Consider the following 13,685-nt stretch of genomic DNA (forward strand, 5'->3'; position numbering starts at 1 on the left):
GTTTTGAGTTTTGCATGGTAAATGCGGGCCAGCGCCGGCAGATTCCCGGAAGCTCCCCGGCAGCATAATTCTCAATTGCTGAAAACTCATGGCAAATTAACTTTTTTAGTTATCTTATTCATAACAACAAAAACCGGGGATTAAAAACCCGGTTTTTCTTAAACGCCAAATCTAATATGTCAGATATTCATAGTGATACTATGCGTATTTTATAAATGATTATAGTTTATTACGCAATTTTTCAAGTTCGCTGTCAATAAAATCAAAATTTACTTTACGCTCTGGATCTTGTGTCAATCTTTGTTGGCGATATTGTTCTTTGTAATCGTTATATGACAACTGTTTAACTTGTTGGGGAGATATTGCTAATGTAAAGTTCCCATAATACAAAGCCGCATATATTGCGTTATCTGCGTCCTCATGTGTTATTTGATAACTGTTGTCGCTATCAACATATATCAGTGTATGATGTGCGGGATCGTACTTTAGCAATTTCTTGCATAAATGCTCGTCTTGTCGATCTGCTTGAATACAAGGCAGTTTCATTTTTCTGAACTCGTCTATAAACCGCCGCTGCTGATCTAGGTCGTTTTTCTCGTTGGCACTTTGACAGATAAAATCTTGGCCGCCCATGTTTTTAATAACAAGGTTTGTAATCATGTTTTTGAAAAGGATTTTCCGTTTGTATAGCGTGTTATCCTCTCCATGCTTGATGATGTATTTTTCCACTAATGCCCATTGCTGATTTGGGTTGTAGTCGGGGCGCAGTTCCATTAAGGTTCTGATTTTATCTAAAACAAGGGCCGGGCAAAAATACACTGTTGGCGAGTCAAGTCTTGCATCTTCAATCGCCTGATGGATAACATCGGCGGGGTATTGTCTCACGTCTTTGATAAACTGATCAAATACAGCCGAAACTACCGGGGTAACACCTCTGTATGCTTCCCCTGTTTGATAATGGCTCATAATGTCCTGAATTTCGTTGTCTAGCACTTTTAAACCCTCTGAATTTATTAAATTACAATAATCTTGAAACAAACTGAATATTTGCTACCTGCTTACCTCCAAATTGAGAAAACCTTTAATGAAGTCACGGCTCCAAAACTTCAACCTCTGGTTAATGACCACGTTATGTTTAGGGATCTGCCCTTGCTTAATCTTCCTGGTAACAGTATCAACACGGATCCCCAAAATAGCCGCCATCTGGGCGTTGTTCAGTAAATCCGCTCTGATCGGATCAATGTCCTGCTTCGTTTCCGGCTTCTTGTTTTGCCGTGATTCTTCCTTGCTTTCTGTCATGATGTTAAAATCCTCTTAAATTCCTTTCCGGCTCTGCCCGGATTTCGTTTACAGGGCTCATGATAGCAAAACGACCCTATGTCATTTTTTCCATTACGGGGTAAATTGAATTTTGAAAAATTGATCTCCCCGTTGTGGAAAAATTGACAAAAATTTAAGGTTTTTTCGTTGCAAGTGCTTTTTACAACCTTGTGCGGAAAATGCGGGTTATGTCACATTTAAAGCCTTGGATATAACGCTATCAGCCGCCTTTACGGCCTTATGGTCAACCGTTATTTTGGAAAAGTACGGGGAGATGCGGGGAGATCTGTAGTGTATGACGTTGCGGCAATTAAGCACAAAAAAAGGGAGCTATCATTAGCTCCCTGGTGGTTTATAGAACTTGTTTCACAATCTCTAAAATAAACTCATGTCGCTTTTTCACCTTCCGATTTTATCCATAACTCAAAAGATGCTTTCTCAATCCTTACGGTTGATCCGATTTTCAGAACTTCCACACCATCTAACACTTTGTGATCTTTTTTAATGTATTTATTAACATAACTACGTCTGAACTGCCGCCCGTTTTCTAACCCTTTCATTTTGGCACAATCGTTTATTGTCAAATATTCCGGCAATCTGTCATATTTACATGGTGATTTTTTTCCGTTTATGTATTTATGAGTATTTTTTGATATGAAAGGATACAGTATTTTTCGTTTAAGGTAATCTCTACCACGTATTTTTATCACATCATTGTGGAATTTATTTTTTATCGTTCTTGAGTCAAATTGTAATTGTTTTGCAACTTTTGTCACTGTAATAAGATCAAGCTCACTTTGAATATGATTTAGATATTTTTTGTTAGCCCAATTACTACAAAATTTTATATATTCGATAAACTTGTCCCTGTTTTTAAGATGAAATAACGTTCCTTCTTCTATTCCTAAATTCTCCTCCATTCCTTTAAGATATTGTTTAACACCTTCTTCACCTAAATAGTATCTGACACCTTTAACACTTTTTACAAATAGGCAAAATGCTAGCCAATCCGTACGATCCGTATTTGCACTCATCGCTAAACCCTGTCAAATTTCGCTGCCATTGCATTTTGTTATAGCGGGTAATGTTCTAACATTACCCCGGCCTCTTTCGCTTCATATCGCCTAGTTCTGTGCAATTGCTGATAAATTGCTGTTATATCCCCTCATTCTTTCAGCGCCTTCACGAATTTTCCTTACGGTTTCGGGGTTTGTTATCCCCAAGCTCTCTATTGTTGCTGTTCCTTCTGCAACCATTTTGACTAGTCTTTCAATAGCTATGCTCGCCGGATCTGTTTGTAGCTTCTCCCGCTGCGCCTGTTTAAAGCTCTGGCCCTGCTGCTGATTTGTTGTGCCAATATCCTGCATTTCCGGCAAATAGTTGTTTCTGCTTAGCCACGATACAACCGCATACTCCCATGACTTCATGGGGGTTTTGTTCTTGCCTACCGTCCAACCGTTCATTTCATAATAGGCAAATATGCGTGTTGCCGTTTCGTCAACCTGGTAATGTGTCCATCTATCGGAAAAGCCTTTTTGGTTTATTTCTTTCTCTATTTTTGCGGTTAGTTGTTCATGAGTAGGTTTAACAAAAGTCTTGTTTGTGTTCTGTTTCCCTTGCCGCTTTCCCTTCGGTTTTTCCTCCGGTTCAAGCTCTTCACTCTCGGAATATTCATTCGCCAAAAAAGGCTTTTGATAGTCAATAAAAGATCTGACAAGTGAGGTGGCGAGGGCGGCTTGCCCGCCCGTTTCCCTCTCTCTTTTATGTTTATTGAGATCATTATCCCTATTCTCTATATTGTCTGTAGTGACCATATTATCTGTAGTAACTGTATTAATATGTGCGGCGTTTTTCAGACGTTTCATTTCTGCCGTTTGATTCAAACGTTTCATTTCAAACGTTTCATTTCTACCGTTTGATTTCAATCGTTTCTTTTTAGGTTGTTCATGTTTCCATGTTTCAAAATCAAAATTGAATTTTATGAAGTAACCGCCCCAATTTTTCCCGTAACGAGCCCTGTCACGTTCTATAGCATTAACGGCTTCTAGGTAGTCTAAAGCATCTCTAATTTTTGCTGTGCTTAATCCTGTTGTACGTCTGATTTCATCTTCAAAAAATTCTTCCTTTTCATCTTCATGAATGCCTATGTACCCCGCTATTTGCTGCGCTTCCGCTGATAATCCGAATTTTGAACTTGCTTTCCAAAATTGCATCAAACGGGCATTTTGTTTTTCTTTCCTATTTGTTACCGCCATGTTATAATTACCTCCGCAAATTTCGCTTAAAACCCTTTCGGCCCTTGCGTTCGCAAGGGCTTTATTTTACCCCTTTGCCCCTTCCTGATTTAGCCTTTTGGCCTCCTCAATGCAACCGCTGATAAATTCATACCAATGGAACATTAACGGCTTTCGCTGCTCATAAAAATAGTTTTTTTGGTCTCTGTGATAGCACTCTGCAACGGCATTACTTGTCTTATGGCTTAAACAGGATTCTATCAGATTCCATTGAAAACCCTCCCTGGTCATGTAGTCGGAAAAGATCGATCTGATGCCGTGTACCGTGAAGCCGGTTAACTTGGCAAAAACTTTTGAAAAAATTCTTCGTTCCTTTCCCTCTGGTGGTATGTTTTCAGTAATAATCTTGTAAACAGTCTCATTGATCGGAACGTTAAACCCGCCCTGTGATTCCTTTATGGTTTTGGTTCTTGGGAAAAAGATATTTTCCTGTGTAACATTGCCTCCCGTAATGCTTAACACTTCTGCAAGCCGCATAGGGATATACAAAAACATCAAAAAAGTATTTTTGTATTTTGTCTTGGACGTTAAGATCCTCTGAATTGACTTTACAAGCTCAGATCTCAACATTGCGTTATTCGTGCTTTCCAATGTCCTAAAATGTCCGGATCCTTTCTTGATCTTTTCCTTTAGCAAGTTAAATTCAGTTAACGCCACTGAAATATTTTTGTTTCTGGTTATCTTGAAAGCATAAGCCATAAACTGTGATAACCTCGCCAATGCGTTCTTTTTGCTGTCATTACCCCATTTTTCAAATGACAATAAATCATCTTGCAAGCTCAGTAACACATCGCTTGTTATGTCGTTTACTTCGATCTTTGATAACTTATCCTTTATCGGGATAAGACAATACTCACGGCCTTTTCTAGTGCCCTCTGTAATGCTCGATTCCCTTATGTATCCGTCCAGAAGTTCAGACAAATAAATCAGTTTGTAGTCTGATGCCGTCTTGTTGTCTGAATACCACTGATCAGCCTTAATCTTAACCTGTAACAATTCCTTTGATGATAGCGGCAAATCATGCTTTCCGTTCCACCATACGATCCGGATCGTCTTACGCTTATCAAGTTTGATAATCTGCATCTCACTTTTGAGATACACAAAAGCCCCGGTTTTGGTGATCTTGACTTCGGTCTTTAATCCTTTGATTACAGGATCGATCACTTGCTCAGTACCCCGTAGATAAAAAACGGGATCTAGATGCTTAACGTCAATACTTGCCTTCATGGTCTTGTTGTCGGCTTTCATCTTTGGTTATTCCCCTTTGGTGCATTTTGTGGTGTAAAAACTGAATTTTGGTGTAAAACAGGATAAAAAAGTCGTATGCTTGGATAAGTACACTATTTTTAGAAAACCCTGTCAACGCCTTGTGACATGGGCTCCGCAAAAATCCAATTATGTGCGGAAAAAGCCAATAACTTTATGATAGTGCAATGTGTAAACAATTTCACCGCGGGAAACAAAAAGAGACCGGAGCACGGGAAATTGACATGGCATGATAACGAAAAATCCGACATAACAGCGGAAAAAATAATGCGAAGAGAGCAGTTAAGATGAAAACAGTGTTCCGGGGCCGGAGAAAAGCAAAGCCCCGGATTATCGTCCGAGGCTTCCTTGAGGCCCCTGCCAAGAACAGGGGCAGGTTTTAAGGTCTACTTTTCCGGGATGTGAAACTTCTTCTGGAATTCCTGCTTGATGGTTTCCAGACGCTTGGCATCCTCTGCTCTCTTCTTCCGGGCGCTTTCCTGGATGTTTCTGGTTTCATCAATGCCGCTTACGATGGTTTGCCAGGTCTTCTCCAGGGTCTCAATCTTAATGGAGCTTCCGGAAGCCAGCCGGGCGGTCATCTTGGACTGCTCCACCGAATTTTTGGCATTCTTGATGAGGAGCTCGTTGGTCTTTTCATCCAGAGCCGCCATGGATTCGGCATGGAGACGCTGCCTTTTCAGCATCATGGCCTGGGCAATGCTCTGCTTGAACACCGGCAGGGTTACCACAAAGGCGGAATTGATTTTTCTGATCAGGTTCATATTGCTGAAGGCTGTGGTCTTGATCATGGGAATGGACTGCATGGCCACGCTCTCAGCCATGCGGAGATCCTGCACCCGCTGCTCCAGAAGCATGAGACACTGATTAAGCCCCTCGATTTCAAACTGGATGGTCTGATCCCCGGAAGCCTTGAGATCATTCTCCCGCTTGGCGATATAAGCTTCGAGTTCCCGCACTCCCTGCTCGCCGGCCAGAATGTAACGCACCAGCTGGTGATAATAGTCGATGTTGGCATCGAACATTTGTTCCAGCTTGCGGTTGGCCTGCTTTATTTCCGACTCGTACTGCTTTAGCTGCACATAGATCTTGTCCACCTCTTCGCCCATGGTGTGGTACTTGGCCAGCAGCTGCTCGATCTTCTTCTTGAGCCCCCCGAACAGCTTGCCCCAGATGCCGAAGCCGTAGTCATCCTGCCGGAATTCCTCAATATCAAACTTCTTCATGATATTGGTAAGATTCACCAGCATCTGGTTGGATTCGTTAAGCTGGGCCATGCTCATGCTGTTAAGCACCGCATCGGAGGCCTTGGAAATTCCCTCGGCCGCCTCGGCTCCGAAATTAACCACTGATTCCATGTTGTTAACCTCGATGGTGCTCACCAGGGCATCAATCTCTGGGGAGTTAGTAAGCTCCCGGCCCATCTGCTCCCGATCCGCCACAATATCGTATTTCTGCACGGCCTCGCTTTCCAGAAGCTCCGGCTCCGCCGTTGCCTGAGGAGCGCTCTGGGGCATGGCCGGCTTGCTAAAATCAAGTCCCATATCTCACTATCCTATTTAAAAAAAAAGTCCAGCACTGTTCTGAAAAAGCTCCGGTTTCCCGCCAGCTTCTTCAAATCAGGCACCCGCAGATCAAAAACGTATTCCCCGGCCTGATGCTCGTCGATAAGGCTCCGGCTGAGATGCTGCTCCACGCACTGATAGCCCGTAGGCACAAAGAACACCACATCAAAGCCCACCTGATTCAGGAAGGAGGCTACTATGGCATCCTCCTGCGACAGCACGGTCTCTCCGGTAACAATATAAATCAGCTTCGGATTCTTTTTGGTAAAGTCAAAGCGCTGGATCATCCGCATGATTTTCCGATCAAGATTCAGCACCGTGGCTATAATCACATACTCCGCGCCGTTTTCAAAGGTGCCCTTGATAATTTTCTGATCCAGAAGAAGCTCCAGCTTGTCCAGCAGATAATCCTGCATATTCTCCCGGAGAAAGCCGTACCGGTAAGCCTTATGAGCCTTGATTTTTGCCTTCTGCAGCTTGCCGTTCCGGAAAAACTCCGGCGCGAACTTCCGAATGGGATTGGTGGCGCCGGGAGCGATGCACGGAATGTTTTTGACGACCATGGTATCCGGAGTGACCATTTTGGCAATGCCCTCCCAGTAGGCCTCAGTATCCCCGTTCTTCACCCCGTCCACCTTGGCAAAAATCACCGGAATGCTGACGGAATCCCCGGAAGCGGTAAAATTAGGCCGGTATTTAAGCTCCTGATCCCAGAGCACCGCAATTTCCTCGTACATGGTCTGGAGCACCACCGTGGCCGCCTTGCCGTACTGCTGACTGCGATAGACCCCGGTGTCCTCGTACATCATCTTATCAAGATCCCGTTCCGCATGGTAGGCCGCCGTGCCCGCCCGGAAGCCGCCGCTTTCCGTGGGGAATTCATTAACCTCCAGGGAATCCTCGTAATTGATCTCGTAAAGGAGCCGATCCTGCAAACAGCATTTCCGGCTGAGGTTCGGACAGAGGATAACCACATCCGCGGGCATCCGGGCCAGGAGCCGCAGAAAAGCCGCTTCATTGGCGCTCCCGGCCCCGCCCATGAAAATGAAGCAGGCGATTTCCGGCATTTTCCAGGAGGAAAAAAGCTGCCGGCTGTATATCCGGAGCCAGCACAGCATATAAACAGCTCTGGTGGTGAGCCGGTTCAGAATCATGGGCTCTGCCTGACTTACGGATCCCGCCTCCTCCAGCAGAATTTCGGTAAAGGCCCGATTGGCCAGATCCCGGAGATCCCCGTCCGGAATAAAGCTGAGATTCCCGGAAAGATCCCTGATAAGCTGACTTACATTGCGGTAGGAACCATGCCGGATCTGATTGATGTCATCGGGAGCCGGCAGGGGAATTTTGCCGTTAACCACGACAATCCTTCTCTTTTCCTGCGCCAGATCCTGATGCAGCTTAAAAAGATCATTAAGATACGCGGAACGATCCTCAACGCCGTTGATGCGCAGGAAACAGCTATAGAAGAAGCCCGGTTCGCTGCCCCGGGAGGCCGGAGCCTTGCGGAGCTCCTCCAGGGGCTGCCCGGTAATCCAGGCATTAACGCACCCGGAAAACCGCGGCTTTTTCCCGTAAAGCCGCTCTGTTACCAGGGCATCCTGAATATCCTTCCGCACCTCCTTGAGACTGAAGCCCTCGGGGAACGGGGCAAGATCGGGCATCTTAAGCTCCCGGGAACGCTCCGAGGCGGGGTCGATTTCAAGATAGCGGGCATCCCCGCCGTACTGAAGAAGCAAAACATCGCATCCGGCCAGAAACAGCACATTCATAAAGAGAAGCTCGTTACTGCCGATGCTGCCCTCGTAGAGAATTTTGGGAAGCTGCTCCGCCCCCAGGAAGGCGATAATCTTTTCAAAACGGTAGTAAAACCAGCACATGAACTTGATATAGGCGTTTTTCAGCATATTCTCGTTCTTGCCCGCCTTCCGGAGTTCATCCAAAGTCTGAAAAATCGCCTGGGAGATAACGCTTCTCTGCTGCGCGGTCATCCGGGGCAGCCACTTGGCCAGACTGGCGTCAATGAAATTAACGTCCATCTGAAAGGCGCTGCCCATCATTTCATTATAGTAGGCCAGATTGCTGCTGTCGGGATTGTTCAGCTTGCCTTCGATGATTACCCCTCTTTCGGAGGCCGCCTCGTAATAGCGCCTGATGAAATCCCGCATGCCCTGACTGTACCCGTTCAGGCGACAGAAATACCCGCTCCTTTCCCGGCGTTTGCTAAGTTCCAGGAAATAATCCTCAGGCTTTGATATTTCAGCGCGCTTAAACAACACGACTGTCTCCTTTTCAGATGATCATGCTTATGCCGTCCGGGTATCCTAACCTGCGGACAAAAATCCGGCCGGGAGCGACGATAATTCCCGGCAGTTACCGGCATTATAAAGCACCGCTCTCCTGTTTTCAGAAAAATCCGCCGGAAAGAGCCAAAGCAGAAGCTATGGCAGAATCAGACATACTCCTTTCTGATTCTGTTCATGGTTTCGCAGAGATTATTATCCGGAGTCGCCTCCCCGATGGCTTCAAAGGTCCAGCCCTGGCCATAACGCGTAAGCTTGCCCATCACCATGGATTTTCTCCCGGCAAAGGCCGGATCCGCTGCCACATTGTAAAGGGCATGCACCTGCTGCACCCGGTCAGGATCGCCTTCAAAGAGCCGGATGGAGGCAAAGGGGATCCGGGAAAAGTCACAGGTCTTATTGCCGTCATCCACATAGTTCAGAAAAAACACAATGCTGGTGATGGCGGGATCGAGCTTTGCGGTATTTACAATGATAACCTCATTGTCGGCATCGCTGCTGCCGCCCTGCCGGTCATCGCCGCTGTGCCGGATGCCTCCGCAGCGGGAAACCAGCTTGCCGTGGCCGTAGCCGTAATGCCTCAGAAAATCATCCAGATAGTCCGGAGAATAAATCCAGTCCAGAAGCTTTCCGGCGCGATCGAACATGACGCAGCTGAGATCCAGATCGATCTCCTCCTCCTTGGATCCAAAAAAACCGAAAAGCTTCTTCTGCTTGATATTCCCCCATTTGCAGCCCACGCAGAAGCGCTCAATGCCAGCGCCGGCGCCGGATCCGGAATCGGATTTTTTAAGATTGAATCTGCTGCCCTTATTTAAATTGATCATAGCTGATAATTGCCTCTTCCGTTATTTGCCGTAAATGCGATCCCTCATTACCGCCATTAATCCACAGCCACTCTGATGCCGCCGCTTCTTTCGGAGGGCTGCACAATCACGGTAACCCGCTTTCGGTCATCCCAGGCGAAATAATAGGATTCTCCGGAGGCTTGGCCGATAATGTTTTTCCAGCTGACGTCGGTTTCGATGCTGGGATCGCAGTTTCCCTGACCGATCCAGCAGATCACCGCATCGGGATCCGCGGTGATGGTATTGCCGGTATCCACATTGCTGAGCACCAGCGGGTTTCCGTCAGACAGCACCGCCACGTAGCAATTCTTGCCGTTGCCGGTAAGTGCGGAGGTGGCAAGTCCCTTCTGAGAAAATATGCCCTTCCCCAGGAAACGCACCTTATAGTCACAGTCCGGGGTAAAGGCCAGCAGGTTTTCCGATTCCACGGAAATCGTCTCGCCGGGCTCCAGCCGGTAGATCACCACATGCTGGCCGTAATTGGCATAGTAGGTAACCGAATCTCCCTTCATGGTCACCTTCATAAGCGGCAGGTTTTCTCCGGCCATTCTTCTCATGATGCTGCCCATAAGAGCCTGGCCGAAGCCGCCCTCCGGCCCCAGAAGCAGCTTCTCGAAGGAATAATTCACCCCGGCGCTTTCGCCGCCAATGAAAGCCCCGGCCTTGACATAAAGGGTGTCGTTGCCGGTACAGGTCACCTTCAGGGTTAATTCATTCAATGTCTCAAAAGTCAGCACGGCCGATCTCCTTACCCGATTACCACGCCGTAAACAGCGCACTGCCCTGCCAGATCCCGGTTAACACCGTTCCCCACAGGATTGAATTTCCACTGACCGTTATGAAGATAAAGCTCTCCTATGGTCATGGAGGTCACATTCTGATAATACTCTTCCAGACAGTAGCTCATGATTTCCTCACCGGTGGCGGCGTCAAGGAGCCGGACGTAGGTGTCCTTGAGCATGCTGAAATTAAGTCCCCGCTCCAGAGCCTCATGAATGGTAACCACAAACACGATCCTCTGAATATCCGGACTCAGCTTCCCGAGATCCGCCGTGATGAGCTTGCGGTCAGAGCCGCCGGAAGGCTCTTTAAGCTCCACGCTGCCGTCGGGACTCCGGGGCTGGCCGTAAAAGACAAACCATTCGTCCCCCGGCACCCGGCCGTTGTCCCGCACCAGAAAGGCCGAGGCATCCACATCGCATCTTCCGTCCCGGATATTCCAGCCAAAGCAGGCCTTAATGCCCCGCACCCGGCCGCTGGGATCCAGCGGCGTTTTCTGACCCTTTCTGAGGGGATGCTGAAACACGGGCAGCCTGATATCCGCCGGAGGCGCCGGATGAGGATTTCCGGCGGGAGCTCTGCCCGCAGGCGCGGCCGGGGCGGCCGCCGGGGGAGGCTCCCGCCGGGGCATCTCCGCCCCCTGAGATCCGGCAGCCTTATTAATGCTGCCGGCAGAGCTCCGGGTCAGAGGCGGAGCATGCCTGGCATTCAGGGAACTCAGGTCTGATCTGGAAAAGGGCGGCGTTGTCCTTGCGGGAATATTAATCCTGGCATTGCTCATGGCAAAGTCTCCCAAAGATTTTCATCAGGCTGCGGTCATTCCGCAGCCATTCTGCAACTTGCAGAGAAGAGAGAAAACAGGCACAGGGCGCCCGTTTCATGAATAATATCAAATGTTCTCAGACGTGTTATCTGAAGGCCTTCAAAATCTGATCCGTGACAAATAATAAGGTCATCTCCGGATGCCTGACATTATTTAATTCAGCGGCGGTTTTCCCTGAAGGCGGCTTTCCGGCCTTCAGATATCGGAAAGCTTCTTTATAATACCTGCTACCTTGTAATTCCCCAAATCGACCCGGCTGTCCTCCCAGGGAACACTCTTTTCCCGGGCGAGCTCCCGGATATGAAGAAGCTCCGGAGAACTCGCATAGCGCGGGTTTACGATGATCCTCCAGGGGATTCTCCGGAGCAGAACCCGGGTGGCCTCGCCGATACCGGGCTTGATAAAGTTAATATCCGTAACCCCGTAGGCCTCTGCTATCAGTCTTGCGGTTTCCGGCCCCGGCCGTCCGGTCTCCCCGCCGGCCGCGGGGGGACTGGCCCCGAAATCAAAAAAGCGCTCAATCTCTGTTAAGTAATCCCGGGAAAGATCCTCGCCCCGGAGATTGTCGTAAAAAGCCGCTCCATGAAAATCCTGCGGCCCTATGATATCGCTTCTCAGGAAGGTTCTGCTGATAAGTCCGGTCACCGTGGCATTAAGGCAGGAGGAAGGAATGAGGATATCCTCATGAGTGCCGCAGAGCTCGGTGAGACTGGCGGGATCGGAAATCACCCCCAGCTCCGCATCCAGCTCCGGATAATCTGAAAGAGCCTCCCGGAGCTGGGTCAGAATGGCCCCCTTCCCGATCCAGCCGTCAATGAACTGGAGGGCTGCCGGATCATGCCGCTTCAGAATGTAATCCACGGCATTCCGGTCTATGCCCCGGCCCCTGATAATGGAAATCGCATAATGCGGGCAGGAAATGCCGTATTTCCGGTTTAAATAGCGCTTAATGAGAATTCCCACGGGGATGCCGGCCCGGGCCAGGGACACGATGACGAGATCCCGGCCCTTTTTGCGGTAAAGCTTTTCCGCCAGAAATCCCGTGGCCCGGGCGGTGCTTTCCGCATAATGCTGAAGAGCGCTCCGGTAGGCCGCAAGATACTGCTCCGAGGGCTTATATTCCAGGGGCAGCATTTCGCAGTAATGAGCTCCCTTCTGAATGCGGGCCTCGCGGATCTCCGCGGGAAGCGGCTCCGTAAGACCGGTGATATCCTTAAGGAGCAAAGTCACATCATCAGGATCATAGCTGCTCTTCATATCTGAAATCCCCCCACTGTATCAGCGTGATCCTCCAATTTCCGGCCTGCCTGAGGGCGGCCTCAAGGCAGGGCAGCCCCTGCTGCCAGAAGCAGGAATCGGTGACTATGAACGCCTCATCATAGCTGTCCAGATTGTAAATAAAGGTTCTTCTGCCGGGGTCATAGAGGCCGGGAAGATCCCAGCGCCGATGCAAAGGATAATCCGCATCCCGGGACACGGCAATGGGACTTCTGGTGGTGGCATGAAATCTTACCCGGAGATCCGGCCGGCGCTGTTCCAGGGCCGCCCCCAGAAGAAGCCCCGGAAACATCAGCTCCTCCGTGCCCAGAATAAGGACGCCCGCCCCCGGTTTCAGATCCGGGAGTCTTTCCAAAGCGGCCTTAACAAACTGATCCGTCCGGGATCTGAGATCTGCGGACGAGGACAGAAACCGAGGATTCCGGTAGTTCCCCAGCCTGATAATCTGAGTTGCGTCCTCTCTGTCGCTTTTGGCACCTCTGTCATTCGGTGCCGGATCTTCCGTATCCCCGGCCTTCTCCGGACTCCCGTAGGAATAGCTGTCCACAGAGGATATCCGGTACTCAAAAGGGATCCGAAAAAGGTAGTCGCAGGGCACGCCCTGCGCCGCAAACTCCGAAAGCCGGGCATCGGTCATGCTGTTCAGGACGGACGCAATGCCAAAAGCCGGAGATCCGGATCCCCATTTCTCCCTGATGAGCTGGACGAGGTTCATAATGGTGTTCCCGGTGGTTACCTCATCCTCGGCAAAGACGATTCTGTCGACTCTTTTGTCAGTCATTCCGTCATTTTTTTCGCCGTCATTTCCGGCGTCAATTCCGCCGCTATCTCCGGCCGGATCTCCCAAAACCCCGGCAAAGCCGTTCAGGGAGAGCCGCTGCTCCGGGGCATGGCTGTGGGCCTCCGCAAAGACCAGATATGCCGCGCCGGAAAGATCCTCCCGGGTGGTGCTGATGTAATGGCTGACATTGGCGCCCCCATAGGCCAGGGAGGAACCGATGGCCGTGGCCGTTTCGGCAAATCCGATAACGAGAAGCCTCTCCCCGGGATAGCGGGCGGCAAGCTTTTCCCGGAGGCCGGAAAAAAGCTTCAGGGAAATTCCGGGAGAAACCGGCATATGCTTGCCCTGCAGGGGATTCACGTACAGGTATTTTCTTCTGAAGTTGTTTTCCCTTTTGGCAACTCTGATTAAATCATCAAGTTCAAACATT

At 48.9% G+C, this 13,685-nt stretch carries 12 protein-coding genes; all 12 read right to left on the bottom strand.

Annotated features, from left to right (window positions below):
* Window positions 1-219: 219 nt before the first annotated feature.
* The 12 genes from ACJROR_RS02885 to ACJROR_RS02940 all read right to left on the bottom strand — a co-directional run bounded on the left by ACJROR_RS02885 (window position 220) and on the right by ACJROR_RS02940 (window position 13,684).
* On the bottom strand, window positions 220-993 hold the full coding sequence (locus tag ACJROR_RS02885; RefSeq protein WP_406545778.1) for a hypothetical protein: 774 nt from the start codon (window positions 991-993) through the stop codon (window positions 220-222).
* A gap of 57 nt (window positions 994-1,050) precedes the next feature.
* The gene (locus ACJROR_RS02890) at window positions 1,051-1,299 is read right to left on the bottom strand and encodes a hypothetical protein (protein ID WP_406545779.1); all 249 of its coding nucleotides are present in this window, start codon (window positions 1,297-1,299) and stop codon (window positions 1,051-1,053) included.
* A 407-nt stretch (window positions 1,300-1,706) separates the two neighbouring features.
* Window positions 1,707-2,354, bottom strand: coding sequence for a hypothetical protein (locus tag ACJROR_RS02895; RefSeq protein ID WP_406545780.1), 648 nt, complete (start codon window positions 2,352-2,354; stop codon window positions 1,707-1,709).
* Between the two features lie 90 nt (window positions 2,355-2,444).
* Window positions 2,445-3,575, bottom strand: coding sequence for a hypothetical protein (locus ACJROR_RS02900; RefSeq protein ID WP_406545781.1), 1,131 nt, complete (start codon window positions 3,573-3,575; stop codon window positions 2,445-2,447).
* Window positions 3,576-3,641: 66 nt separating this feature from the next.
* Entirely contained in the window at window positions 3,642-4,862 is a 1,221-nt protein-coding gene (locus tag ACJROR_RS02905) for a hypothetical protein (RefSeq protein WP_406545782.1), read from the bottom strand.
* A gap of 404 nt (window positions 4,863-5,266) precedes the next feature.
* Window positions 5,267-6,424, bottom strand: coding sequence for a toxic anion resistance protein (locus ACJROR_RS02910; RefSeq protein WP_406545783.1), 1,158 nt, complete (start codon window positions 6,422-6,424; stop codon window positions 5,267-5,269).
* A gap of 11 nt (window positions 6,425-6,435) precedes the next feature.
* On the bottom strand, window positions 6,436-8,721 hold the full coding sequence (locus tag ACJROR_RS02915) for a YceG family protein (protein ID WP_406545784.1): 2,286 nt from the start codon (window positions 8,719-8,721) through the stop codon (window positions 6,436-6,438).
* 173 nt (window positions 8,722-8,894) lie between these two features.
* Window positions 8,895-9,572, bottom strand: a complete 678-nt coding sequence (locus ACJROR_RS02920; RefSeq protein WP_406545785.1) for a TerD family protein — start codon at window positions 9,570-9,572, stop codon at window positions 8,895-8,897.
* Window positions 9,573-9,628: 56 nt separating this feature from the next.
* On the bottom strand, window positions 9,629-10,330 hold the full coding sequence (locus ACJROR_RS02925) for an AIM24 family protein (protein ID WP_406545786.1): 702 nt from the start codon (window positions 10,328-10,330) through the stop codon (window positions 9,629-9,631).
* A gap of 11 nt (window positions 10,331-10,341) precedes the next feature.
* Complete coding sequence (locus ACJROR_RS02930; protein ID WP_406037932.1) at window positions 10,342-11,154, bottom strand: TerD family protein; 813 nt, start codon at window positions 11,152-11,154, stop codon at window positions 10,342-10,344.
* Between the two features lie 237 nt (window positions 11,155-11,391).
* Window positions 11,392-12,453 (bottom strand): cysteine protease StiP family protein, encoded by a 1,062-nt coding sequence (locus ACJROR_RS02935; protein ID WP_406545787.1) that lies wholly within the window; start codon window positions 12,451-12,453, stop codon window positions 11,392-11,394.
* Window positions 12,437-13,684 carry a phosphoribosyltransferase domain-containing protein gene (locus ACJROR_RS02940; RefSeq protein WP_406545788.1) on the bottom strand — a complete coding sequence of 416 codons (1,248 nt, stop codon included), beginning with the start codon at window positions 13,682-13,684 and terminating at the stop codon, window positions 12,437-12,439. Before ACJROR_RS02940 ends, ACJROR_RS02935 begins: the two co-directional genes overlap by 17 nt.
* Window position 13,685 lies beyond the last annotated feature (1 nt).

The sequence above is a fragment of the Succinimonas sp. genome (assembly GCF_045225735.1).
GTDB lineage: Bacteria > Pseudomonadota > Gammaproteobacteria > Enterobacterales > Succinivibrionaceae > Succinimonas.